We start from the raw sequence: 24,661 nt of genomic DNA on the forward strand, positions 1-24,661 counted from the left end.
ATCATCTTTTGCCGAGCATTGAATTGATCATTCAAAGAGTCAATGAATCAAATGTTCCTCCAAGACACTCAGTACCCCGCATTCTGCACCAAGTTAGGATTTCTTAATATATCAAAGTTGGGAATAGGATACACTTGATCAGTTAATTCCCAAGCTCCACCTTTTAAAGGCGTAACCACACTCATGATGGCATCTACTTTACCCGTCCTTTTCAAGTCAAACCAACGATGCCCCCATTCAGCAAACAATTCTACTTGTCGTTCATGTATTATGGCGGCCATCAGTTGCTCTTTGGTTAATGCGCCAGGCAGATTGGGTAATGGATCAGGTACATCAACGGTAGCAGCAGCACGAGCCCTTGCCCTTATCATATTTATATCCGCCACCGAACCAGGAATATTGTTCTGCTGCGCTCTAGCTTCTGCTCTTATCAGATACAGTTCTCCCAACCTAAGCATCATTAGGTATTCAGTACCTGGTTCTGATCCTAAACCCAACTTGTATTTATAAGGATAAAAATAGGTAGTACCCAAAACAGTTACACTATTGATCCAGTTACCTGTTACATTCCGTTTATCTCCTGCCTCAAAACTATTCAACAAAAATTTGCTAACATACACAGGGCTGTATTCTGTAGGCCCGGCATCAGATAAAATAAAAACAGCACCATCACAGGTATTCATCCCCGCTGCTACTGGCTGTAATTGCCAAATGGCCTCTCGGCTATTTTTCTTAAATACATCATTAAGCGTGACCAATCCAAATAAAGATGTATTATCAATAACAGAGGATGCAGATAATTCAGCGTTGACATAATCACCATTATAGAGGTACGCTCGAGCTAGTAAAGCAGCTGCAGCCCACTTGGTGGGTCGTACACGTTCTGCAATTACATTAGGTAAATATTTTTTCAATCCACCATTTAGAAAATCAATGCTTAATAATGATTGTGCATCAAGCAAATCTGCGATTATTTGTTTGTACACATCCTTCTTAGACCTTCTGGATAATAACCTGTTCACCTCAAAATCAGTGTTAAGCGGGAGCGGAACATCTCCATAAAGATTGACCAAGTAAAAAAAATAAAGCGCTCGCATAAACTTAGCCTCCCCCAATAACTGATTTTTTACAGACAGGCTTAAACTGTTAGAAGAAGCTACACCTTCGATAACCGTATTGCAAGCATATATTTTTGGAAAAGGCCAGCATTCATCCCCTGCAGACCCGCCAGCATTAGAAAAAAGAGCATTTTTATAATAAGAAATCAGACTCTCATTTGAAGAGCCTTCCCACAAGGTGAGTTCATCAGATGATAATCCGGTAAATATTGGCACGCCAGTAAAACTTGTAAAAAAAGATTCATTGCTTAGCGCCGAAAAATGACCCGTCATCACAGCAATGGCTGCATTGTCATCGGAAAAGGCGGTTAACGTAGTTAAATTCGCGACTGGGGGATCAATATCCACTAATTTATTACAAGCAATAAATCCCATACTGATTACCACCAAAGCAATCATAATTCTTTTGACAAAAATAAATTTAATGAACATGGTAGTTTAGTTTATAAGGTGGCCTGAATACCTACTGTAATCAATCGAAGCTGAGGTAAAGCAACTGTGCCTGGCTTCTCAGGATCCCATCCTTTGTATGGCGTAATCGTGAACAAGTTTTGTGCATGCAAGTAAAGGTTTGCACTCCGAAAAGAAATTTTATGCATCCATTCACTAGGCAACTGGCAAGAAAGGGAAACATTATTCAACCGAATAAAGGAAGCATTAGTAATCGAATAATCACTATAAAATACTGAAGAGTAAATCGAAGCAAGACTTGAGTTTTGAGAAAACTTTTGATATTCGGCAATATCACCAGGCTTTTGCCAACGATCAAGTACAGACGTTGGTTGATTCCCATTCCCCCTATTAAAATGTCCAGGAACCTGGCCAGCAAAATATTTTAACCCAAGCTTCTTAACGAATTGGAAAGAAAACCCAAATTGAAGTTGCCTATAGCGAATGTTATTTTGGAACCCTCCAGAATATTTTTGTTGAGGCTCAATAATTGCAACACGAGGCAATACTTCTGAGGGATTTGAAGTTGGACCATTTTTACCTTGCAAAAGAAAAATGCCAGTAAGTGGATCAACACCGATAACACTGCGAAGTTGTAAGACATTAAAAGATTTTCCTATAATCAAAAACTGTGCGTAGCTAGAGGTTTCAATATTAGGAAAAGACAACAGTTTATTTTCCGGAAAAGTGATATTAACATTTGAAGTCCATTCTACATTAGCGTTTCTATAGTTAACAGAACGGAAAGCTAATTCAATGGACCTATTTTGCAAAGTAGCAGGGAAATTATAATTGATGCGATCAGCCCCAGTAATATATGGAAGATTGTAGTCCATTAATTGGTTGGAACAACGATTAAGAGCATAATTGGCAGTGATCAATACTCTATCCTTAAAAAAACCCAAATCAACTCCTATCTGCAATTTTCTGGTCTCCTCCCATTCCAAGTGCGGGTTAAATAATCCCCCGAGCGAATAACCAGCCGTTCCTTGATAAGGTACAGCTACACTATATGGAGCAAATTGAGGAATATATACATAATCCCCGATTTGATCATTACCAGTAGTGCCATAGCTTCCTCTTATTTTGCCAAAACTAAGAAAACGAAGTTTCTTTCGGATTAGTCCTTCTTCGCTAAAGATCCATCCACCTCCTATAGCCCCAAAGTTATGAAACCGGTTAGCTGGCCCAAACCGGCTACTACCATCCCTTCGGGCTGTCAAGCTAAATAGGAATCTATCCTTAAAGGAATAGCTCAACCGTCCAAAGACGCCTACATATTTGTATGTTACAGGAACAGTACTGCCTACTCGTATTGAAACTGCGGCTTTGGGATCCTCCAGGGAGGCATCTGTAGTATAACCACTGCCTGACAAGCTATACCCATTGCTATTCCGTTGTTGAGCAGTCCCCCCTATTAACGCATTAAATTTGTGGTACCCAAAGGAACATTGATAATTCAATTGTGGCTCGATTATCCAAGAGTTAATATTGCTGTTAGAATAATCTGCAGCCCTTAGCAGGCTTGGATCGGGAACCAATCTATTCTCAGGAGCATATATACTCAATGGATAACCCATATATTCATTGAGTTGCTGATTAGTATAACCCAGGCTGGTTCTTAGCTCCAACCCATCCATTAGTTTATATCCCATCGCTAGATTTGCAACTAGGTTCGTGGTTTGAGCTTTATATTTAACATCCAATTGGGTCAGAGGGTTACTAAAACTGGATCGCCCTGCAGCATTGGGTGCCCAGTTTAGGCTACCATCTGATGTATATAAGGCAGGCGCATTAGGAGGCAGAGTGATTGCACTTTTTGTAAAATCTACTCCAGGCAATGTATTTAGGTCATCCATATAACTACCTGAGAACTGTAAGGTAAAACGTTTGTTCAGGGAAACATTGTTCAGGGAAAAACTTAAATTTTTTGAAGGATTTCCTGAATTGCCCAAAAACACTGTTGTCATCCTATTATAGGTTCCGGAAAGCCTGAATTGAGTATTGACAGTTCCACCAGAAACAGTTAAGATAACATTGCTGTACTGAGCAGTCCCTCCAATCAACTCTTTTTGCCAGTTGGCATCTCGGGTAGTATCCCAATGACCATTCACATCATAATTAGTATTGGAAGGATTGGTAATAATTGATGGAATAGGAACTCCGTCGTTATTAAATGCTTCCCTCCGCATTTCCAGATATTGTTTTGTATTGAGCACATTCATGAATTTGCCAACTTTACCCCAACCCTGGGATAGGTTTAAATCCAGTTGGGTATTCCCGGCCTTTCCTTTTTTCGTAGTAATCAGGATCGCGCCATTCGCTGCCCTGGAACCATAAATTGCGGTAGCGTCGGCATCTTTTAAAACATCGATACTTTCAATATCCGAGGGATTGATATAATTTAATGGGCTTCCTGCACCTCCAACGGCTGCTCCTGTTGGACTTCCGGAATTGCCCAACAATATTGTACCCACAGAGGTAGTACGAAGTGTCTGAGATGCATAAGGCACCCCATCGATCAGTATGAGAGGATCATTACCACTATACAAACTATTCGTTCCCTGAATACGGATAGTAACACCGCTTCCCCTGAGCCCATTTGCTGGTGTCACCTCCAAGCCAGGCACACGGCCCTGAAGGGCCAGTAAAGGATTTTTCACCGGCTGCTTTTCAATATCCTCTGCTTTTACGGTAGCCGAATTGCCCACATTGAAGCGCTGAGAAGTTTTTCCATAGGCAATTACTTGGACTTCATCTAATGGAGCTGTCTTTCCCATCACTTTCAAATCCAGGTATTTACGTCCATCCACCTTTGCCTCAATGGAAGTGATGTTGACGGCAGTAAGCACCAGCGTTACATTCGACTCTATATTTCTCAATACAAACTCCCCTTCTCCATCGGTATAGGTTCCGATCTTTTCACTACCTTTTACGCGCACAGTAACCCCCGCTACCGGATCATTGTGTTCATTCAGCACACGCCCATGTACATCCATAGGCACCAACGACTGTAAGGAGCGTTGCTCCTGGTTTATTTTTTTTTCAGCCTTTTCTTTAATAATGATAATACGCTCAATCACCGTATAGGTCAGCGGCTGTTCCTGGAAAATGAGGGTCAGGGCATCCAGGATACGTATATTGCTAATGCTTATGTTGACAGGTTTGGCCTTCGAAAGATCGGTTTCACTATAAGTAAAGGTATAACCGGTCTGTTTCCGGATCTCATTAAATACCTTTTGCAAAGGGGCATTCTTGAAATTGAGGGATACCACCTGCGACTCCCCCGCCGGCCTGAAGGCCAGGAACTGAATGCTGAGGAGGAGGAGTAATCCAATTGAAACCGATCGCTGAAAATGCATTGCCACATTCCGTGCATGACAATGCAAGCCTTTACCATAAGCAGAGCGTTGCATAATTAGTTCCTTAATGTTGTTAACAATAAGGCAACTGCTTTAACCTTAACGTGGGCTACTAATCATTAAGCCCTCATCAATAAAACCGTTGCCCGTTTTGTACCTGACTTGACAAGAATGCGATGAGAAAAATGATTCACAGGAGAAGGCAAAGGTTCTGACTAACAACATGTTCCCGGGAAAGAGAGGGCATGGAGCGTACAACTACTTGCTGCTTCATTACAAGCTACTCCTTCCAAAATCATGTACAGCTAACCGCGCAGCCAGGGAATGTTTTTCAATGATGGATTCTTTTCTTCCGCATGGGACGGAACTGCCTGTAGGCAGGTGGTTTCAACAGGTTTTCATGGCTATCGGCCCCTGGCTTGCGGTGGCGCTGGTTTAATGATTAATGGAATTGAATAGCATCATAAAATGTATGAGGTTTAATGGTATTTGTATATACAGAACGTTGGAAAAACAATTTGAATGAACGGAGGAGAGATCGCTCCTCCGTTGAAAATAGTAGCCTCATTGCATTAGCGTAAAAAACGCTGCTCCTATAACTGGTGTGTATTCCTATATTCACGAAGGACACCTAACGCTAACAGCACTTGTTCATTATCTGGCAGAAGGACCGTCCCGGCTTATCTCTGTAAACTATTTGTTAAGTTTCGTATCCCTATAATAACGAACTACCCAATAAAGGCAACTATCCTTTTCGCATTATTATTTTTGAGCCCCATCTTATTTTCCAGGACTCAGGGTCTTATACCAATCAGAGGGATAGCCGGGTAGCGTATCGCACTTAGAACCAACAGCTTAGTATAGCATCACCAAAAAAGCCGTGTTGGAAAGCCAACTGCCTTCTAACACGACTTACGTACTAATCTTGTACAATGGATGTTGCCTGGTTTGTAACCTAAAGGAGGTTTAATGGTATCTATGGATGAGACAATGTCTTTATGGACGCACGATGATCCGCTTGCCCTTCACTTCAAAATGCACCCTGTCCGTTTCTTCCAGCACTTTAAGCAAGGTAGACAGGGGTACATTGCGGGATAAAGTCGCTGAAAAACGTTCAGTACTTGGTGTTTCAAATTCTATCTCTTCAATATCACTATACCAGCGCTTTACCTCCTGCATGATATCGGGCAATGGCATAGATTTAAAATCAAAATAGCCGCTCTTCCAGGCCACTACATTTTCCACATCCACCGTCTGCACCGGGATCAGGTGAGAGATATTGGACCGGGTGGAAATTAATGCCTGCTGGGCGGGCTTCAGCACTACTTTTTTATCGTCCTGTATAGCAGTCACTTCTACACTGCCTTCCAACAAGGTAGTTTTTACCAGGGCTTCGCTTGCATAATTCCTGATATTGAAATGGGTACCAAGCACTTTTACCTGGGCATCACCGGTCGTGACGATGAAGGGTTTCGCCGCATTTTTAGCTACTTCAAAATAGGCTTCGCCGGTCAGCTCCACCTGCCGGGTTGTGCCAGCGAAACTGGTGGGAAAGCGCAAACTGGCATCCGCATTGAGCCATACCTTGGTCTTATCCGGCAAGGTGAGGGATATAGTACTCCCCCGGGGTGTTTGAGCGGTATTATAGGTAACCGGCGTATTGTCGTTGTTGCCGGCATCGCTTTTCGTATCATACTCCAGCAGATCCCCCTTCTTATTCACCGCAGCGCCGCCATCCTGGGCCAATACCCCATCCTGCTGGTCACTTAGGGTAATGATGCGCCCATCGCTCAGGGTAAGGGTTGCTTTATTGGTACCGGGAAGAATGTTTTCTCCTTTGTTAACGGTCATTATGTCGGGCTTGGCTGGCTGGCTACGGTTGTTAAGGTATAACCAGGCACCGGTGGCTAACAAGCCTGCTACGGCCGCTGCCGCTAACCAGCGCCAGGGCCTTTTGCGGATGGGGACTACCGGAGCAGTAGGCAAGTTGTTTTTTTTCAGGAACCGTTGCCAGGCTGCTGCTTCATCCACCGTATCCAGTTGTTCCAGGCTGGTTGCTACCTGATCCCGGTCCAGGCAGCGCTCCACAAATTGCCGGTTAGCCGCCGAAGCGCCGATCCAGGTATCCAGTTCCTGCTGCTCTATAGCGGTTATTTCGCCTTGCTGCTGTTTCAGCAACAAGGCTACAATACTGTTAATAGCTGCTTCATGCATGATATTTCATTGAATAGGTTATGGTTAAGAACTTTGCTGTAGTGTAGGTATAACCGAAGCTCCGGGCAGGAGATCAGTATTTACCCTAATAGGAACGTATAAACCCTCAAAACCAACCATTACCCGGGCTAAAGATTTCCCGGAACCCTGCAAAGCATTGCTATTCAATACTCATCCTTGTAAGTGATCTCCTTTTCAATAACGCCGTCTGTTTTAGACTCCCGGGTCTTCCAGGTAATAGATCTTTTACGTTTGGGTGGCCTTAAGCACCGTTCAATAGCATTGATCAAATGAATGATAAAGGACGTTTTTTGTGGGTCATTACCCGTATTGTCCGGACGCGACACTTCCCGCCCGGTTTGTGGAGCCTTACTCATAATGCATATTTATTGTGCTGCATACAGACAAATGCCATATACCTACGCACGTTAATGGATAAATATTACCCCTTATGCTATACAAACCTGTACAGACATAAAGAGCCCGTTTTTTCTCCATAGGAGAGCGTAGGTTTAATGACCAATGGTACTTGACGAGTGCTGCCTCCTGGGAATCAGCAACACTGCTTAGTGTTCTCCATTAAGAAGATGAACCACAATTCAAAACTACAGGTCTCAAAGACTTAGAGACCGGTTGTAGCCAGGCTTCTACCTGAGCAGGTGACAGCCAACGAGGAGCGCCGGGCGGCGCGTGTTGCTTTTGTATTAATACAAAAATATCTTTTTTCTAAAATCTGCAAAAAAAGTTTTCAGCGTACGGTAACAGGTATGCTTACTTAAAAACAAGCAGGATAAAGGAATTGGTGTACTTTAGTCCCCTACTAACCATTGCAAGCGCTTATGCCTTTAGCCAAAATTATCCCGGGCAGGCCGGCCCAAACCATCGACGAGGTAATCCAGCAACTGGAACAATTGATCGCGGAATGTATCGACACCAATGACCGCATCGGCTATTTCGCGGCGCTCTATCACAAGGTTACCGTGCGGGTGAGAGAAGGCATTCTCAACCAGGAGTTTGACAATGGCGCTCGCATGGAAAGACTGGATGTCATTTTTGCCAACCGCTATTTATGGGCTGTACAACAATACAGGAATCAGCAAGCGCCCTCCGGCTCCTGGCAGGCAGCTTTTGATGCCACCCAACAAAGAAGCACCTTGGTACTGCAACACCTGTTACTGGGTATGAATGCCCATATCAACCTTGATCTGGGCATTGCCGCCGTAGAAGCCGCCAACCGAAATGACCTGCGCAGCATCCGCAATGATTTCAACGCCATCAATACCATCCTGGGTTCCCTGATCTTTGAAGTAATGAACGAGATCAACCGCGTATCTCCCCTACTCTCCCTCTTTGGCTTCCATGCCACCAACGAATCGATCCTCATCCAGTTTAGCATTACCAATGCCCGCGATGGCGCCTGGAGTTTTGCGGAAGACCTCAGCAGCAAGATCGGCAAGCCAACCTGGGAATGGACGCAATGCATCAACAACCGCGATGGCATCATCCAAAAGCTAGGGCTCTCCCTCTTAAAACCTAAAGGCCTTATCCGCATCACCATGTGGATCATTCACCTGTTTGAATGGAAAAACCCGGCCAGGGTGATCAGGGCATTTTATAAGTATGAGAAGAAGTACATTACTGTAAATACAGAAGCTTAAGCTGCAATCTTAATCTTCCACCGCACACAGCACCGCAAAAAAGTGTAGCAATAAAGCTACTGGCAGGATATTCTTTTTCAGCAACGCCGATTTTAACATCGCCACGGCCTTCGTCTTTTGATTGCGCACCGTTTGTTCGGAGATATTCAATGCTTCAGCTATTTCACGGGTAGTAAGGCGGTCAAAGAAATATAAATTAAAAACCTGGCGACACCGTTCAGGCAATTCACGCACCTGCACGTAGAGCTGTTGAATGTATTCCGCGTACATCATGTCATAATCGTCGCGGTTCATCTCATGTACGTAATCGGAGGTATAGAGGATCTCCTTGTGGATGCGCGTATGGATCTCCTGGCTGCGGAGGTGATCGTAACAGGAATTCCTGACCGTCACATACAGGAAGGAACGGATACTCGGTACATTGTCAAAATTGTGCCGCAGTGCCCATAGCTTGGCAAAGGTTTCCGATACAATATCCTCTGAAAGGAGGTCATTCTTTACCAACTGATTGGCAAAATAGACCAGGGATTTATAGTTGTTTTTCCAAAGTAACCCAAGGGCGCCTTGCGCAACCTGCTCTTCATCCCTAAAAGCGGCTGCCAATTGCACTTCGTTATTGATCTCAGAAGGAATCATCATTCTCTCTCAGCTATTAATCTAAACCATTAAAAAAAAACGATAATTGAATGTACAGAGCCGCTGTACTACATAAAAAGGATAGCGTCTATCTTTTTCCTTCACCGTAAGGGCAAAAGAACATAATAGCCAATCAACGGGCTTTTAGCAGGGGGATCGTATTCAGTATGATGTAGGTTTAATGGTTGATCCTAAGAGGAAATGACTCACGGCAAGCAATGTTACTCGAAAAAACCGTATTTGAGAAATCTACCCGCTCTTTTTTACCAATGCTTTCAATAGGGATTGAATATCAAAAACTTACATTAAAAAGGCATAACCTCGCCCCCAAATTTATCTGTATGGTTATTGTGCATGGCTATACGTTTCATTTTAAGAGATATCAGTTTAAAAAGAAACCTGAGAGGTAAAGAACCTAGGCAAAAAAATAATCTAGACGACTATTAAAAACAAATTTGAGCTATGAAACATGTATTCTTTTTATTGTTCATGCTTCCATTATTGGCCAATGCTCAAATGGCATCGGGCGGCAACACCTTCCTACAGCATGAGCCAGGGGTCAAGTGGGTACAAAATATGAACTGGCAGGAAATTAAAACCCAGGCAAAAGCCCAGCACAAGTACATTTTTGTAGATTGTAATGCTACCTGGTGTAAGCCTTGCAAAATAATGGACAAGGATGTTTTCCCAAACGATACGATAGCAAACCTGATCAATAACAATTTCCTTGCCGTAAAAGTCCAGGTTGATACAAGCAAAAATGACGATGCTACGACTCGCAATTTGTATGCAGCTGCCCGAGAATTTGAAAGGCAATATAAAGTAACTGGAGTGCCTACTTTCCTCTTTTTTTCACCAGATGGAGAGATCGTTCATAAAGATGCCGGAGCTAAGAAAGTTGGTGAATTCATTAGTTTGGTGCAAAATGCTTTGAATCCTTCGATGCAGAATTATACCTTAATACAAGACAGCAGAGCAGGAAGGATAGATTATAATTTGCTCCCCTTGGTCATTAAACAATTTCGGGAACTAGGTGATAAAGACCTGGCCATTGAACAGGCAAGATCATATATGAAAAATTACCTGGAACAATTGCCGGAAAATTTGTTTGCAGCAAAGTCGAATCAGGTTTTCTTGATTGAGAATCAACAGATGTTGACTTCGCAAGACAGGATTTACTCCTTGTCTAAGGAAAAACCTGCATTAATTGATAGTGTCTTGTATTTCTTTGGCGCAGGAATCGCGGGTAAAATTATTAAAAGCATAACTATAAATGAAAATGTAGTTCCGCCCATTGAATTGGCGAAAAAAAGCAACTTGGAACCTGATTGGAATGAAATAAGGGAGGCTGTTGTTCAGAAGGTTGATTCTGTGAAAACAGCAGACATATTGCTGGATGCTCAATTGTATTGGTATGCAACAAAAAAAAATTGGGTTAAGTATTCTCATTATTATTTTATTCGGGCCAATCAGACTGATCTTACCAAAATATCTTCCAAGGAATTACAGATCTTTCAGCTGAATACTTTTGCCTGGGATCTGTTCCTATATAGTCATGATAAAAACCACTTGGAAAAAGCCTTAATTTGGGTAGACGAAGCAATTAAATTGAAGGAACAGGATGATCCTGGCTTGCTGGATACCAAGGCTAATTTATTATACAAGCTTGGCAGAAAAAAACAAGCCATTCCGATTCAGGAAAAGGCTGCGTCGCTTATGAAGAGGCAAAATTCTGAAATACATATCGCCCTCGAAAAAATGAAAAGAGGACTTCCTACTTGGGAAAATTAATATATGTGAGATTCTTTAGTTACTATGGGAAGTCTTTTTTATATCTCACCTACTCGATAACCCTGAAGGATGTCCTGGCACTTAGGGGGCCTTCATCGCTATAACCCTGTAATACGCAGGTAAACCGGCCATCGAGGTCATTGGTGGAGAACTGGAGGCTAGCCTCCCCTTTTTCGTTGGTGATGGTTTTATAGGACCAAAACAGTGTAGACAATACTTCGGGCGCAGCAGGATTGAATTTAGTGTAATCCGCCACGTAAAATTCTTTGGGGTAACTGATGCCATTCACCAGTTTCACAAAGCTGCCCGCTTCGCCAGGGCCATTCAACTCACAACCCATATACCGTACCGGGAACCCGTTGTTGTAATTATACCTGGCCCCCGTTACCGGGGCATAGCCTATAGGATGGTTATTACAATTGAGAATATTATTCATGCATACCCAATCCCGGCAGGTAACGCTCCTGAAAAAAGGAATGGCTTCCAGGTCATCTTTCTTTTTAGCCGTTACAAATACCGCCGGCATGGCTTTTTTGAGCAGCTGTTGCTCCAGGTAAGAAAGTTCAGCTGGTATATAGTTGGCAGCAGGATAATCAGCCCTGGATAAACGGGTGTCAATATTTTCATTTCCTGGATGTATCTCCACCTCATAATTCTTGCTTTTATTGGTACTGCCACAAAGCAGCAAAGTCACCTTTTGTCCCGGATCGACCTTCAACAGATCATAGGGCAATTCGAAACGTCCTGTAGCATCTGTTACAAAAGTTTGACTGTTCCTGCCGCTCATCAATGCCATCCGCACGGGCTTTTTTACCGGCTGCCTGTTAAAATATACAATGCCGGTGTCATTGCTCAAGGCAGTCACCACCAGACCCTGTTTTGCGGTATTGATATCACTTTCCCATTTGTACTTTGTCCAGTACCTGGTAAGTAATACCCGTTCAATTTGCTCCGCCTCATCAAACCACCTGCCACCAGGCATGGCGCTCATACCCGGCAGGAAGCGATCAAACTGGTTGAAACGTACAATATCCATCGCACGGGTACTATCCAGGCGGGAAGCCATTACGCAGGCAAGTGAGAAAAAGGATTGTACTGGCTGCCCTTTACTATTGGTCACCTTCACATTCAGTTGCACCTTCGACCGGTGGTGATAGGTAGTGGAGTCCACGCTGATGGCTATCCTCAGCGGTTCAGACCTTTGGATATATACCGCACGCTCAGCTTTAGGCACACCATCTTTGGTGAAAAGGGTAAGCGTAACAACCCCCTCTGGCATATCTGCAGCAGACAGGCGTAAGCTTGCCGGTTTGTTGGGGAGTACAACACTGGCAGCATAAAAGACAGTCCGGTAATTATGGGCCAGTAAATGACAAGTATCCCCGGATGCCCCACCTATTTCAACGGAAATAGTATTGTTCTTAACAACCGCATTACCTACATGCACACTAAATCCCGCTGGTTCTATCTTTGGAAACTTATAAGCTACTCCAGCGTAGGCATCGTCTAATTTAAGCGTGTATGTTTTACCATACAATGGAGTAAATGCTATGATACCAGTCCCAAGGCGATCGGTAATGAAAGAAGAGACTGGCTGATCATCTTCCAGCAACTGTCCTCCTGTAGCTAAAGGTTCATTATTGGCATTCTTTATTTCAACACCTATATAACTCTTGCTATTATTAACCAATGCCCCCCCTTCAGGGTATAGATATACGTAAGCCGAATCATTACGCTGCGGCACAACATGTCTTATGACCGGTTGTTCTCCCTGCCCCGCAACAATTGCCGGCAAAGAGGCCGGCTTGCCGGCTTGAACATCTTTTGCAACAGCAGTAGCTTCTCCGAACGAGTAGTTTTTATCGTAATCGCCATTCGATCTTACTTCCTCTGTATTTGTATTTAGGAATGGACCACCGCTTGCCAGCCTATCATCAACGGAATTCACTTTGGGAGTAGGTAAAGGGGGTTCAATGTCCACTTTAGAAGGTGCAACCTTTGCCAACTTAAACAAAGGCGGGTCCGCAGTCTTGAGGGTGATGGCCTGCTGGAATACGAAATGGTCCTGGTGGGTAGAATACGTATTTGTATAGGCAAGTAACCGGTATAGAGATCCGGGAAGACTATCAGGCAGGAACAAACTGCCGCCGCCAAGTCCATGATCCAGCACAAACCGGTCAGAGGCTACAATTTTTTTGGAACTTTCTTCTACGAGCAAGACATATAAGGTATTTTGTTCTACAGTACCGGGCAAACTATTCAGCACATAAGCTGTGAACCAGATGTTCTCATTATGCAAATAAACACTCTTGTCCACATGCAGATAGAGGTCAACCTGTTGCCGGCTGGTGGCATATCGGTCCAGCTGCGCGGTGAGCCTCTGCAAAACACTGGTATCAGGTTGCTGCGCTATAAGATTAGGAGAAGCGGATAAGAAGAAGAGTAGATACAAACATCGCTTGGCGATTGAATGGTTTTTCGAATGTTGATTACTGTCTTTTTCTTTCGAAGGATTGGATTGGATTTTCATGCCACTTTCTTTTCGTTGAAAAATCGGGTTGGCACTTTTCTGATCATACGGGCACAAACTTCATGCCCGTATGATAATTTATCACCAGGCTTTACTTTATCACTATTCTTTATTAATACATTTATCAGCGAGTCAATACAATGGGAGCTCGAAGCATAGCCACATTTTGTGTAACTATGACACATAACTTGAACAAAGACTTTTCTTTTATCAAATAAACATTGGTTAGAAGAACGTACAATTAAGCCGGTTAATTGTATCCATATTAGGATGAGGCGCATTGAACAATGGGAGGGAGTTAGTTTTGATCTATATCACGCTTGCTAACAGATGTTAGCAACTTTTGCAATTCCAGCAAGTTATGAAACCATTAACAGCATTTCCAAATTTTTTTTATAACGTTTTAATTACTATATGTGGATAACCTTAGCAGGAAACGCTGCGCCCGACCAGCATTCAACATCCAGGCATATACCTGCTATATAACGATAAAGAAAAACCGAATATCACTTGCAATATAACCCGTCATGATCTATACTGACGCCCAAAAATCCGAATTATTACAGCCGGTTAACACTAAATGCTGAAAGGATAGTTAAAGCCCTTGTTTATTCGTTCCACCTATTACCATTGTTAAAAAAACAGCGCAATTAAAACAAATGACTATGACTATCCGCCTCTTATCTATTGTATTTTTTATGCAGGCTACCACTGCTTTTGCACAATCCGATCTGTCGGGCACCTGGGCTTTACAAAACAAACAACATGTGTCAGGACCTGACTACGCCAACGCGCTTCCCAAACAAATAACTATTAACAAACAGGCAGATTCCCTGATCATTGAAAGCGTTAATATGGGCGCAGAGGGGCAGGATGTTACCAGCAAACAAGCAGTTGCTATCAATGGCAAATCTGTGACTGGAGTAAGCCCCAGCCAAAGAAGGTTGATCAGAAGCATCAAATGGACAGAAGACAAAAAAGGGTTGATCCTGACCACCGTATTTTACAGGGTCGGTAATCCCACTGAAATAGATTTCACCCGTATAGAGACTTTAAGCCTTTCTGCAGATGGCAAACAATTGAATATCGACAAGAAATCGGAGGAAACACAAAGTGAAACCTGGCAGGTGAAAGGAGTCTATGCCAGGAAATAACACCCTTGGGGACAGATCAGATGTTAGGCCAAGCCACTTTTTCAGCGGGGCATGTTGGCCCGGATAAGACTATTACAATAATAATATAGAACTGGCCTGGTAATACACAGCCAGGCCAGTTCTTCCTGCAACATGGATGCAATGCAAAAAAGGATCTTTCTTTTTGCGTGTTCATATAGCTGTATGCTTCCGACTGCCCTGGTTGTATGTGCTATGGGATCGTACAACTGAAAATATCGGCACAGGAAAGATAAATTACGGTGGAGGGCGATTGTTGAGTGACTCCAGGGACTGGCATAATTGGTCAGGAAAAAAGTAATTTCATTTTCAACCTCTCTGTAACGCAACTGTTTTTGCAAATGCCAATGCAAGAGAAAAAAGCCTTTCTCCCCTTCCAACTGGTAGTATTTGCTAATGTAAAACGGAAAGCGACTGTTTTGCAGGAGAGCCAAAAAATGTTGTTGGATATAATCTTCCACCGGCAGAAAAAAAATTTCGCCGGAGCCCAGACTGATGAGGAACATAAAAACCGGCGCTTCGCTTACCCGCGAATTGGTCATCAAGGCTCTGGGAATAGTAGTAAGCCTGCATAGGCCCTGCTCATCAAATTCGATGCGCTGCACCCATTTCACGCGGAACCATGCTGTGGCACCGTTTAGACCATCACCGTCTTCTGCTATTTCCAACAGGCAATCAAGCCGGTCATCCCCTTCTGTAATGATCCGGACGAACCAATGCGGTGGCAATTTAGCCCCTAATAAGCGTAAGGCATCCTCAGCACCTGATGGCCCTGACTGATTGTATAACATGTATTTTCTGATTCCTTAAAAATTGGTAACTTGTATCCAACGCAATGATGGAAGGTGCTCTCTCATTTACACACTGTAAAACCTTCTATTATGAAAAAAAGGATGCTAGTGGCAGCAGCCACCATCGTATTGTTCTTCTATCCGGACAATACATCCTCCGCCCGCTATTCTCAGTCCAATGGGCAGTTAACCAATCTATTCGTTTACAGCTGGTATTATGATCAAGGCGGCACCGACCCTACCGGCACCTTAGCTACGATCAGCGATGAGGTAGAATCTCTGAGAGAGATCTATTCCGGCTATGTATTTACCAGCACACCCACGATGGGATTAAGGGAGTTTGAGTTTGGATATTTCTCCTATTACCCCGCCGCAGTCATTTATACCAATATGCCCTGGTAGATCAATGGTAACCGGGATTTTGGCTCAATTGATCATTGAGCGATAACTGATCAGCGGGGATGGGCCATAAAGCCAGGAAAGGCTGCCAGGTGGAAGGTCGATGTATCAACATCACCTCCTGCAACCTGGAGGCACCCTGCTGTGCCAATGACGGCCATCTTTTGAGATCGAGCCAGCGATGCCCCCATTCAGCAAAGAATTCGATACGTCGCTCCTGCACGATCACCTCTATGACTGAGGCCTGGTCCATTGTTTCCTGTTTCAGGGGAAGGAGTGCCCTGGAACGGATACGATTCAGGTCACTGATCGCACCATCCGGCCCTTGCAGTAGTCCCAGTTGTGCAGAAGCTTCTGCCCGGATAAGGAATGCTTCTGTCAAACGCAAGACGATATTATATTCTTGACCTGAGTTACCGGGTTTAGCTTTGTATTTATTTGGATAGTACAAAGTATCCGGACCGTTTGTATCCTTACCCAACCAGGCATTTTTTCTTGCATCGCCGGTCTCCATGCTGTTGAACAGGGTGGCTGAGACTGCATAAGGGGGCTTACCTGTGGTGGGTAAAAACAGCGCAGCTTCGCCGCTGTTGTACCCTCTTGTCACAGGCTGCAATTGAAAGATTGTTTCTGTACTCTTTTTTAAAAAGACCTCGCTGAGGTTGCCTTGCATAGTAAACTTGCCTGATGTAATGACCTTTTCAGCCATATCATGCGCTGCGGCCCAGTTGTGCTGGTATAGATACACCCGGGCTAACAAGGCCATCGCCGCCCATCGCGTAGCACGGCTATTGGGGGCATACAAGGTATCGGTCTGGCTACGCATGACCGGTAAAGTGGCTGCGGCCATCTGAAGATCGGTGATCACCTGCTGATATACTTTCTGTTCCGGAAGCCGCGGCAAATACCTTGTTTCCTCGTAGTTGGTGGACAACGCCAACGGGACCCGACCGAAGATGTTGACGAGGTAGAAATAGCTCAATGCCCTTACAAACCGTGCCTCACCGGCCATTTCCACTTTCAGCGAATCGCTCAAAGCCCGGGATCCCGCCACTCCTTCCAATACAGCATTGGCAAGGTATATTATGCTGAATGCATCAGCCCACATGCGTTTTATCGTTGGATCGGCAGCCTGCAGGCTATCTTTGACAAATGGCCAATCGGCCACACTGGTGGCAGCAGACGTTCGTACCAGCTCATCGCTACACAGGCCAGCATATTTACTAAGGTACCCATTGGTAAGCTTGAGGCCATTCATCATTTCCGAATACATGTTTGCGACAGCCGCATAGGCTGTATCCCTGTTATCGAATACTTTTGACCTTACGATACCTAAAGGAGGGTCTCCCACCTGCACAAACTTTTTGCAAGAAGATAAAAGAATGGTGCTCCCTAAATAGAAAAGGATGGAATTGGTGATGTTGCTTTTCATATAACACATTTGCTATTTTATTGAAATTGTACCTGTAAGCCGATGGTAAGCATGCGCAGCGAGGGTAGTTTAAATGGAGATTGCAAGGTTGGATCGCCACCCCGGTATCCCGTAAATGTCCATACGTTCTGACCTCTTACATAGACATTGATGTCCTTTAGCCGGTAAGGCTTTATCCACGCGGAAGGCAGTTTCCAACTTACATCGATATTCCTGATACGCAGAAAAAAAGCGTTGGTGATCCAGTCCGTGGAACCTTTATAGTATTGCAGTGCCCTGTTCGTTGCCTCGTCGGTGGCTATGGTCCATCGTTGAAGCGAGGTCTGGTCACCCTTCTTTTGCCAGCGTTGCAGCATTTCAACCGGTTGATTGGTAAGCATGGAGGCCTCCCAGCGTCCTGGCGGCATGGTTGCGTATGCACTATACAGTGGATTTATTGCCCGTTGATCCCTGGCCTCCAGCAGTACGGAAAACCGGAACTGCCCCAACTGACATTCATTGGACCAGCCGGCATACCAACGTGGGTCGCTGTCACCAGCCATAATAACAGGCCAGGTTGCCGGCGATCCCATACTATTTCCAGCTGGTACAATGAACAATCCAGTTGCCGTATCTACCCCCAAAAAAGGATACCCATGGAGTATGCTGAGGGATTTCCCTACCACCAGCGTACTGGCGTAAGTTGTTTGTGCCAGGCCTTTGAAACGATACAATTCATTGTGAGGTATGGTAAGATTGAAGCTGCTTGTCCAGCGGTTGAACTCAGCCCACTTTACGGTAGACTGCAGCGAAAACTCCCAAGCCCTATTCATCACAGCCGCTGGTGCATTGATGAGTAAAGAACTGGCCGGACCTACCTGATCGGGCATTTGAATAGACACCACCTGATCGGACGAGATATTGCGGTAGTAAGCAGCGTTGAGAAAAATCTTGCCTTTCCATTCGAGTTCGAGCGCAATTTCTGCTTTCACATTTTTTTCCCAGCCCAACCATGGATTAGCCTCCCGCACAGGGCTTAGTACTGTAGTACCACCGTAAGGAATAAGGCGGTTGTTGCTCATCCACAATTCGAGAAAGGTATAATCTCCGATCTGGTCATTGCCTGAGGAACCATAACTCGCCCTCAGTTTTCCATGAGTCAGACGGGGTAACAGATCCTGCATCCATTGTTCCTGTGAAAAAACCCAGGCAGTACCCATCGCACCAAAGAAAGCCCAGGGACGTGCAGCTCCGAAGCGGGAAGAGGCATCCAGCCTGGCAGTTGCATTGACTAAATACCTGTTACGCCAACTAAAATGGCCCCTTCCGTACACGCCATGATAGCGGTAACGTGAAGCATACTCCGTCTTGATGCTGTCTTTAGCTTTACCTGGGATGTCCAGCATAGCATCGCTCTCGTACCCCATTCTCCGCATAATTTCCCAGTCATTGTTTTCTTCCTGAAAAGTGGCGCCGAGCAGACCACCTGCTATAATGGTACCCTTGTTGTGTAACCAAGAAATTTGGGGCTCGATGAGCCATGATCTGTAGGTATTAATACCAGCGGATCTTTCACTAGTTGGCGAGAAGAAAGAATCCTGGGCTGCCACTGTTAACAATTGTTGCTCATCGACCGGTACAAACTGGTACCCGAGATTGGTGCCCAAAGTCAACTCGTTGAACAACCGATATTCGAGCAGCCAACTCCCAATGAGAAACTTCATTTGCGTCGAATTGGTATTATAGAATTGCCCTAATGGATTCGGGAAATGAAAATCTCCCTTCTTCCAAACCAGGTTCCCGGCCTCATCCCGCAAGCGAGGGAGCATGGGTACTAGCTTTATGCTGTACATAGGGTCGGCAGCGGGCGATATCTGATCCATGAAGCTAAACGAAAATGCCAGATCGGAACGAAAACGACGGTTGGGGGTCTGGTATTGAATATTACCATAACTGGACATACGTTTCCGGGCAAAACTACCGGGAAGCACCGTACCTTCCCGAAACAGGCCGCAACTCACAAAATAACGTACAACAGTATCTCCTCCACTCACGGACATATGAAGATTGGTAAGGCTACCTGTACCGCCGATCAGCAACTTAGGAATATCCTGGTAATCGGTGAGATCGAGATAATGGAGATCCGGTGCATTAGCGGCTGTAGCAGCTGCACCGATCGCCTGGATCGCTTCGAGGCGCATGTTAACATATTGGTGGTTGCTGAGCAAAACCGGCTGGTAGCTACTTTGTACGATTCCTTGCTCTGCTTTTAGAGTTAATGTGGGTTTTCCTACCGCCCCCTGCCGGGTAGTGATGAGAATGACACCATTGGCTCCACGAGAACCGTATATGCTGGTAGCATCGGCATCTTTCAATATCTCAATGGATTCAATATCATCGGGGTTAGTGAAATTTTGACAACTGATCCCCCGGAACCGGCCTGCGGATCGCCTGCGGCGGAGGAAGTGTGGGTAACTGGCCTGCTACCAGTAGACAGGGGCATATTGTTCCATACCTGCAGGGGTTCATTTAATAGCAGGTTATCGGACCCTGGCTTCGATCCAATACTTGCACGCCCCCCCACGCGAGGCATGGCGCTACTGCCTGGTGCTCCACTCACTTGTGTTATCAGCAAGCCTGGCACCCTTCCCTGTAAGGCAGCAAGGACGTTGCCATCTGAAGCCTGCAGATCTGTTCCTTTTACTTTGATTACGGAACCTGTATTGTCGCGACGTGTAGTTTCGTAATACCCTTTTATCACTACTTCCTGGAGTGTAGCCGGCAATGGATCAAGTAGTACCTGAAGTAATTGACCCGCCTCTACAATATTCATCGATCTGCCCTCCCAGCCTTTGCCCGAGAATCCAACAACTAAACTGCCTGGTGGCCAGGCCAGTTCGAAAAACCCTTCCTGGGAAGTAATAACGTACTGATTGGTACTGATATTCTGCACAGATATGCCACCAAGGGGTTCACCCTTATGGTCAGTTACCTTACCCCACAACACGACCGGGAATTGAGCCACCTTAAGGCTGTCTTTGTGCAGGCAAATAAAATTCCTATTGAATCGGTAACCGAGCCCCAATCTACCCAACACAGTATCAAGTATTCTATAGAGCGGCACCTTATTTGCCTGGTAGGTGATGAGCCGGAGACCCCTTGCATGCGTCGTACCATACACGGGTTTAAAATCACTTTGATCTTTGACAAGTTCAAAAAAACGCTCCAGGGTTGCGTCTTTCATCTGCATCGAAAGACAGATCGTGGTATCCTGGGCCAGTGTAGTATTGGCAATAGCCACTAAGCATAGGATTCCAAACGACAGGACCTGCCATTTGAATAAACATCTTTGCATGCTTCATCATTTAGTTTAAAGTATAGGGTTTATCTGTAATCCATCACGTAGGTATTACATGCTTTTTTTGAATCGGATAAGGCATAGCAAGGCATCGGCTAATGGTATCTCCATTGACCAGATAAAGGTTTTGGGGGTTGTATACAGGAAGGATAAGTAACCTGTAAGGATGTATCAATGAAGCATAGACAGGAAAATTAATCACCGTAGAAACTGGTGGGAATTAAGGTCTACCTGTGTGTACAGTAGCCTTGTCAACGGTGCGAGCCTTAACCAGTTTCTGTTTTTTCCACTATAATGATGAACCATGAATACTGTAATTGAAGCAAATGGTTATCGTGTCACGTAGACCTTGCGTCCCCTTTGCTCAAAATGGATAAGTCCGGTACTCTCCAGATTTTCCAGTAAATCCTTCAACGGATAATTACGAGGAAATTCTTCAATGACAAATTTTTCATCGTCGATAAAATCCATATAAATGATCTCTACATCGTACCATCTTTTTACCTGCTCCAGGATTTCGGAGAGCCGGGTATTGTGAAAAGAAAAATATTTGTTCTTCAAGGCCATAACATCGCGTATATCTACCGCTGACACAGTAAGTTTTTCCTTATAAGTCAACGCTCTTTGTCCCGGTCGAAGTACATATTGCTCCTCACCCCGGCTAACGCGTATTTTGCCTTCTGCCAGGGCCGTATAACTGGAATCTTTTTTATAAGCGTTGACCATGAAATGAGTGCCCAGTACTTTTATTAGGTTGCCATTATATTTCACCTTGAAAGGCTTGGCAGGATCTTTGGCCACTTCAAAGTAGGCTTCTCCGGTCAGTTCCACCGTTCTTGGCCCTTCTCCGAAAACAGCAGGATAAAGCAATTCAGAACTTGCATTGAGCCAGACTTTAGTACCATCAGTCAGTTTTAATTGGTAATATCCACCGACAGGTGTTTTCAGCCGGTTATACAACACTTCTTTTCCAGTTGCTCCTGCAGCGCTATTATATGTATAGGTGAGCCAACCTCGCTCTGGTACCGTTACTACAGCATTACCCTGCTCCGGTAAAGTCCGTTGTACTATCGTATCGAGGGCGATGCCCTGGTTGTCGGATAAGGTAAGCATGGCCCTCGCATATCCTGGCTCAACAGGTAACAAATTTTCTGTTTGCACTATTGGCTTTGGTTTCGAACTATCAGCAGGCCAAAACCACCATACTGTCATTGCCAATAATAAAAGAGAAGCAGCTACTGTCAGCAAGCGGTAACGATGCGGCGAAGGCACTGTTTGCACAGTAGGCTGCTGCTTCTCAACAGGAAAGGCAATGGGAAAAGCGGTATCATATTTTTCACGGAACTGTTGCCAGGGCAACATTTGCCGCTGGTAACGCGCCAGTTTAGTAAACGCATCCTCATCAAATAATGTTTCTTCATTGACCGGATGCGCTGTTCTATATTCCTCCCAGGCAAGTTGTTCGTCCGGTGCAAGCTCTATTCCTTCCTTCAGTTTAAAGTATATTAATAATAATAGGTCAGGTTGATGGCTTTTCATATCATAAGGTTTTAATGGAGGCTAAGCCTATATTATTAATACTCAAAAGGGGGCATTTCATTAACATCATTATAAAAATATTTTTTTTGTCATGCCATTGTACTGAGCCACCAGAGTAAAAGCAATAGGTCTTCAGGGCTAATGATCTGCTTCTTTCTTATCGCTAATTCCCGTAATTTAATGAGCGCCCTTGATTTATTGACCCTGATAACTTCAGAGGACTGGTGCAGGCGTTGTTCAGCCTGTTCCATGGTAACCCCTTCTATAAAAAACAATTGCGCTACTTCCTGCAACTTTGGAGGCAGCACCGTTATCAAGGACTTAACCTTTGTCAGGAGATCACGTTTTTCTAATATGCTCAATATCAACTGCTCATCAGCCAAGGTTTCGATGCTGTCCAGATTGCTCACAAAGCCTGTACGCTGTAGAAAATCAGTGCAGGCATTCCTGATGATTGTAGCCAGGTAGAACTTGGCATGTGCAAGGGAAGTAAATTTTTGAGGATTTTGAGTAAGTTGCTGTTCGAGTTTTTCAAAGCTCTTCCACACAATGATCTCAGCCTCTATTTCATTATGAACCCTTTTTGTGGCGTAAGCTTTAAATGGGACAAATTCATTTTGGTAGATCTGGACAAGCCGGGTATCATCCGGCATTCCAGAAGGAGGCAAGTTGCTATTCATAATAGTTAGTAGTCAATTTGAACCCTTACCTGTAAGGATAATTGATCCGTACAATTAGGATACTTCTACTAAAACGAATGAAAAGCTTATTTGTCCCGGTTTGGGAATCAAAAATGATAATTAAAAGTAATAATACGCTTAACTATTCTTTCCTTCCACCATGGGCACAAAGGAGAAGTTCTCAAACACTTCTTCTTTGGCTGTCCCATCTGCCTGTTTGGTGAGCCGCAGCATGCGTTGCACATGGCCCTCTCCCACTGGGATCACCATTTTGCCGCCCACCTTCATTTGCTGGATCAGTTTAGGCGGGATATAAGGCGCTGCCGCCGTGATGATCACTTTGTCGAAGGGGCCAAAAGTGGGCAGGCCCTCAAAGCCATCGCCATAGAAGTATTTAATATTGGGATATTTATTGCGTAAGACAAACTTCCGGTGCTCATCAAACAACTTCTTCTGCCGCTCGATGGTAAACACCTGGGCCTGCATCTCCCCCAGCACAATGGCCTGGTAACCGCTTCCGGTGCCTATTTCCAGCACTTTCTCGTAAGGTTTGAGTTCCAATAACTGAGTTTGGTAAGCGACCGTATAGGGCTGGGAAATGGTCTGTCCTTCGGCGATAGGGAAAGCCCGGTCCTCATAAGCGATCTTGTCAAAGGCCGAATCCATGAAATAATGGCGGGGGATGTTTTGGATGGCAGTAAGCACCCGCTCGTCGGTAATACCTTTTTCCCTCAGCACCTTTACCAACTGCATGCGGAGCCCTTTGTGCCTGTATGTATCTTCGAAAGTTCTCATAAACAGCACAAAGATACATCAAAAGCGGCTGAAGATCAATGACGTAAATCATCAATCCTGCCCCAACGCATTGTATATGAAGCAATATGAACGAAAGTGTTGAGATCGGGATGGCCGGCCCCCTCAATGATCCGGGTGTTCCTGGCAGCGTACACTGCTTGCCTCCGGATTGCCTACGTATTGCCTGACTGCTCAATGAAAAGAGGCCAGTGTGCTAAGGAGCGTAGGCAATCCGGAAGCACTAGGTAGGCCAACAGGCAGCCGTTTGTCTTGAAGAAACAGCCAGGTTTCATAGGGGTCTCATTCGGGTCTCGTTCGGGCCATGTTCGGAGATAAAGCGCATTTTTTGCACCTTTCAGGCGCCTTTGAAATGAATTGAATGCTGGCTTGACTTGTTTTGATTTTGGGCATGGTTTGAGCCGGCCTAAGCGGGTACCGAATGAAATACGAATGAGATACGACTCAAACCCAGCCAAGACCCGAAGAAAAGCTAACTATGGCACGCCACGGGCCAAATGCGACACTATATTCCCCTGATGATCCCTGGATCAGTCCCTGGTCATTGTGGGATCTGCCCCCTATCCCTCCCCGGATCCTCCCGGGGTAATCCCATGGCACTCCCCGGGTAATCCCCCATCAGAAGTAATGGAATAGTAAGGCAGCAGCAACGCAATAGTAAAGCAATAGTAACAGAACAGAGGTCAAATGCAGGCGGGATGCGGGTTTATATTGTTTTGAATTGGCAAACCCGCCCCCG

At 44.8% G+C, this 24,661-nt stretch carries 17 protein-coding genes; 4 read left to right on the forward strand and 13 right to left on the reverse strand.

What is annotated here, in order from left to right:
- Nucleotides 1-68: 68 nt before the first annotated feature.
- The 4 genes from D3H65_RS12530 to D3H65_RS12545 all read right to left on the reverse strand — a co-directional run bounded on the left by D3H65_RS12530 (nt 69) and on the right by D3H65_RS12545 (nt 7,521).
- Nucleotides 69-1,550, reverse strand: coding sequence for a RagB/SusD family nutrient uptake outer membrane protein (locus D3H65_RS12530; protein WP_119050641.1), 1,482 nt, complete (start codon nt 1,548-1,550; stop codon nt 69-71).
- Between the two features lie 11 nt (nt 1,551-1,561).
- Entirely contained in the window at nt 1,562-4,984 is a 3,423-nt protein-coding gene (locus D3H65_RS12535) for a SusC/RagA family TonB-linked outer membrane protein (RefSeq protein ID WP_119050642.1), read from the reverse strand.
- Nucleotides 4,985-5,926: 942 nt separating this feature from the next.
- Nucleotides 5,927-7,144 (reverse strand): FecR family protein, encoded by a 1,218-nt coding sequence (locus D3H65_RS12540; protein WP_119050643.1) that lies wholly within the window; start codon nt 7,142-7,144, stop codon nt 5,927-5,929.
- A 164-nt stretch (nt 7,145-7,308) separates the two neighbouring features.
- Entirely contained in the window at nt 7,309-7,521 is a 213-nt protein-coding gene (locus D3H65_RS12545) for a hypothetical protein (protein WP_119050644.1), read from the reverse strand.
- Between the two features lie 462 nt (nt 7,522-7,983).
- On the opposite strand from D3H65_RS12545, the gene D3H65_RS12550 reads away from it, so the two are divergent.
- Nucleotides 7,984-8,802, forward strand: coding sequence for a DUF5995 family protein (locus D3H65_RS12550; RefSeq protein ID WP_119050645.1), 819 nt, complete (start codon nt 7,984-7,986; stop codon nt 8,800-8,802).
- A 9-nt stretch (nt 8,803-8,811) separates the two neighbouring features.
- Here the strand turns inward: D3H65_RS12550 and D3H65_RS12555 are convergent, their stop codons facing one another.
- Complete coding sequence (locus D3H65_RS12555) at nt 8,812-9,441, reverse strand: RNA polymerase sigma-70 factor (protein WP_119050646.1); 630 nt, start codon at nt 9,439-9,441, stop codon at nt 8,812-8,814.
- 459 nt (nt 9,442-9,900) lie between these two features.
- On the opposite strand from D3H65_RS12555, the gene D3H65_RS12560 reads away from it, so the two are divergent.
- Entirely contained in the window at nt 9,901-11,229 is a 1,329-nt protein-coding gene (locus D3H65_RS12560; protein WP_119050647.1) for a thioredoxin family protein, read from the forward strand.
- 49 nt (nt 11,230-11,278) lie between these two features.
- On the opposite strand, the gene D3H65_RS12565 is transcribed toward D3H65_RS12560, so the two are convergent.
- Nucleotides 11,279-13,759, reverse strand: coding sequence for a hypothetical protein (locus D3H65_RS12565; RefSeq protein ID WP_162915592.1), 2,481 nt, complete (start codon nt 13,757-13,759; stop codon nt 11,279-11,281).
- A gap of 665 nt (nt 13,760-14,424) precedes the next feature.
- Between D3H65_RS12565 and D3H65_RS12570 the strand changes: the two genes are divergently transcribed.
- Nucleotides 14,425-14,913, forward strand: a complete 489-nt coding sequence (locus D3H65_RS12570; RefSeq protein ID WP_119050649.1) for a hypothetical protein — start codon at nt 14,425-14,427, stop codon at nt 14,911-14,913.
- A gap of 41 nt (nt 14,914-14,954) precedes the next feature.
- Here the strand turns inward: D3H65_RS12570 and D3H65_RS12575 are convergent, their stop codons facing one another.
- On the reverse strand, nt 14,955-15,722 hold the full coding sequence (locus D3H65_RS12575) for a hypothetical protein (RefSeq protein ID WP_119050650.1): 768 nt from the start codon (nt 15,720-15,722) through the stop codon (nt 14,955-14,957).
- A 90-nt stretch (nt 15,723-15,812) separates the two neighbouring features.
- Here D3H65_RS12575 and D3H65_RS12580 point away from each other — a divergent pair, with 90 nt between their 5' ends.
- The gene (locus D3H65_RS12580) at nt 15,813-16,124 is read left to right on the forward strand and encodes a hypothetical protein (RefSeq protein ID WP_119050651.1); all 312 of its coding nucleotides are present in this window, start codon (nt 15,813-15,815) and stop codon (nt 16,122-16,124) included.
- A gap of 1 nt (nt 16,125) precedes the next feature.
- On the opposite strand, the gene D3H65_RS12585 is transcribed toward D3H65_RS12580, so the two are convergent.
- The 6 genes from D3H65_RS12585 to D3H65_RS12610 form a co-directional block, all read right to left on the reverse strand.
- Nucleotides 16,126-17,553 carry a RagB/SusD family nutrient uptake outer membrane protein gene (locus D3H65_RS12585; RefSeq protein ID WP_162915593.1) on the reverse strand — a complete coding sequence of 476 codons (1,428 nt, stop codon included), beginning with the start codon at nt 17,551-17,553 and terminating at the stop codon, nt 16,126-16,128.
- A 17-nt stretch (nt 17,554-17,570) separates the two neighbouring features.
- Complete coding sequence (locus tag D3H65_RS12590; RefSeq protein WP_162915594.1) at nt 17,571-19,907, reverse strand: SusC/RagA family TonB-linked outer membrane protein; 2,337 nt, start codon at nt 19,905-19,907, stop codon at nt 17,571-17,573.
- Nucleotides 19,904-20,887, reverse strand: coding sequence for a hypothetical protein (locus D3H65_RS12595; protein ID WP_119050654.1), 984 nt, complete (start codon nt 20,885-20,887; stop codon nt 19,904-19,906). Before D3H65_RS12595 ends, D3H65_RS12590 begins: the two co-directional genes overlap by 4 nt.
- A gap of 333 nt (nt 20,888-21,220) precedes the next feature.
- Nucleotides 21,221-22,429, reverse strand: a complete 1,209-nt coding sequence (locus tag D3H65_RS12600) for a FecR family protein (RefSeq protein WP_119050655.1) — start codon at nt 22,427-22,429, stop codon at nt 21,221-21,223.
- A gap of 89 nt (nt 22,430-22,518) precedes the next feature.
- Nucleotides 22,519-23,109 carry an RNA polymerase sigma factor gene (locus tag D3H65_RS12605; RefSeq protein WP_119050656.1) on the reverse strand — a complete coding sequence of 197 codons (591 nt, stop codon included), beginning with the start codon at nt 23,107-23,109 and terminating at the stop codon, nt 22,519-22,521.
- A gap of 138 nt (nt 23,110-23,247) precedes the next feature.
- Nucleotides 23,248-23,904 (reverse strand): protein-L-isoaspartate(D-aspartate) O-methyltransferase, encoded by a 657-nt coding sequence (locus tag D3H65_RS12610; protein ID WP_119050657.1) that lies wholly within the window; start codon nt 23,902-23,904, stop codon nt 23,248-23,250.
- Between the last annotated feature and the right edge of the window lie 757 nt (nt 23,905-24,661).

Source organism: Paraflavitalea soli, assembly GCF_003555545.1.
GTDB lineage: Bacteria > Bacteroidota > Bacteroidia > Chitinophagales > Chitinophagaceae > Paraflavitalea > Paraflavitalea soli.